Below are 1,252 nucleotides of genomic sequence, written 5' to 3'. Positions count from 1 at the left end.
CAGGGCAATCGCTTCAGGTTAACGCGGTTGGGGTAGCGGATCAGGTGTGATGTGTGATTCATGGGCGGCTTCGCTAGATCGGAGCCGTTTATGACCCGTCCCGCCGTTTCGTCGCGCGCCATCCTGGATCATTTCAAGGTTCTGTCGGACCCGCGGCAAGGCTGGCGGGTTGTCTACCCGCTTCCCGAGATCATGCTGCTGGTTCTGTCGGCGACGCTGAGCGGGATGGATGATTTCGTCGAGATCCGGCTGTGGGGCGAGGAACGGATGGATTTTCTGCGCCGTTTCCTGCCCTATGAGCGCGGCCTGCCGTCGCACGACACGCTCAACGACGTCATCAACGGATTGGACGCCGATCTCTTCAAGGCCTGCTTCGCGGCCTGGGTGGATGCGCTGCGCGACGGCGCGCCCGACATCGTCGCCGTCGACGGCAAGACCTCGCGCCGCAGCCATGCGCGGGCCAGGGGCCGCGAGCCGCTGCACATGGTCTCGGCCTGGGCGAGCCGCCAGCGCCTGGTGCTGGGCCAGGAAGCCACGCAGGCCAAATCCAACGAGATCGCCGCCATTCCGCTGCTTCTGGAGCGCCTCGAACTGACCGGCGCCTTGGTCACCATCGACGCCATCGGCACGCAGAACGCCATCGCCGAGACGATCGTCAGGCGCGGCGGCGACTACCTGCTCGCCTTGAAGGCAAACCGGCCCGCAACCTACGACGACGTCGCCCGCTTCTTCGACGATCCGCCCGCCGACATGATCCAGCCCGTCCATGAGACCGTCGACAACGACCATGGCCGCATCGAGCAGCGCCGCTGCCTGGTCTGCCACGATGTCGGCTGGATGCGTTCGGACCGGCGCTATGCCGACGAGCCCGGCTTTCCACACCTCGCCATGATCGCCATGGTCGAAAGCCGAACCGAACGCGCCGGACGCATCCAGCGGGAAAGGCGGTACTACCTCTCCTCGGCAAAGCTCGATGCCAAAACCTTCGCCGCCGCCGTGCGCGCCCATTGGGGCATCGAGAACAGGCTGCACTGGGTCCTCGATGTCGTCTTCCACGACGACCTCGCACGGCTCCGAACCGGCTGCGGCCCGCAAAACATGGCTGTCATCAAACACATGGCCATGAACATGGTGCGCGCCGCAAACGACAAGCACAGCCTCAAGGTCAGACGCAAAAAGGCAAACCTCAATCAGCACTACCTCGAAACCCTCCTCAGGCAGACCCAGAATTAACCTGAAGCGATTCCCCTGG

General features: G+C 64.2%; 1 protein-coding gene. It reads left to right on the top strand.

Translation table 11 applies throughout. The features are described from left to right. The first annotated feature begins 90 nt into the window (after positions 1-90). Positions 91-1,233, top strand: coding sequence for an ISAs1 family transposase (locus C7I84_RS29285; protein WP_106775734.1), 1,143 nt, complete (start codon positions 91-93; stop codon positions 1,231-1,233). The last annotated feature ends 19 nt before the right edge of the window (positions 1,234-1,252 follow it).

The organism is Kumtagia ephedrae (genome assembly GCF_003012745.1).
Lineage (GTDB): Bacteria > Pseudomonadota > Alphaproteobacteria > Rhizobiales > Rhizobiaceae > Kumtagia > Kumtagia ephedrae.
This window is presented reverse-complemented; position numbering and strand designations above follow the sequence as displayed.